Below are 232 nucleotides of genomic sequence, written 5' to 3'. Positions count from 1 at the left end.
ACAATGAAGAAAGTATACTAAAGTAATAACTGTATTTCCAATAGATGAGTCATTGAGAAAATAACTATACTTATCAACTATGAAAATTATGGAGAAATGGACATCTTGGGCGTCTACTTTAGGCCAACTCACAATTAGGTTTGGAGATAGAATCCCTAGCTCTTACACAATATAAATCATATATTTTTTTGAAACTATGGGAAATTTAGTGTATAAACAACTAAATTAAACA

At 28.9% G+C, this 232-nt stretch carries 1 pseudogene; it reads left to right on the top strand.

From position 1 onward, the window contains the following. Positions 1-7 precede the first annotated feature (7 nt). A pseudogene (locus K0040_RS22650) lies at positions 8-175 on the top strand (IS256 family transposase); the annotation flags it as partial. Between the last annotated feature and the right edge of the window lie 57 nt (positions 176-232).

This window comes from Terrisporobacter petrolearius (genome assembly GCF_020748185.1).
GTDB classification, from domain to species: Bacteria; Bacillota; Clostridia; order Peptostreptococcales; family Peptostreptococcaceae; genus Terrisporobacter; species Terrisporobacter petrolearius.
This window is presented reverse-complemented; position numbering and strand designations above follow the sequence as displayed.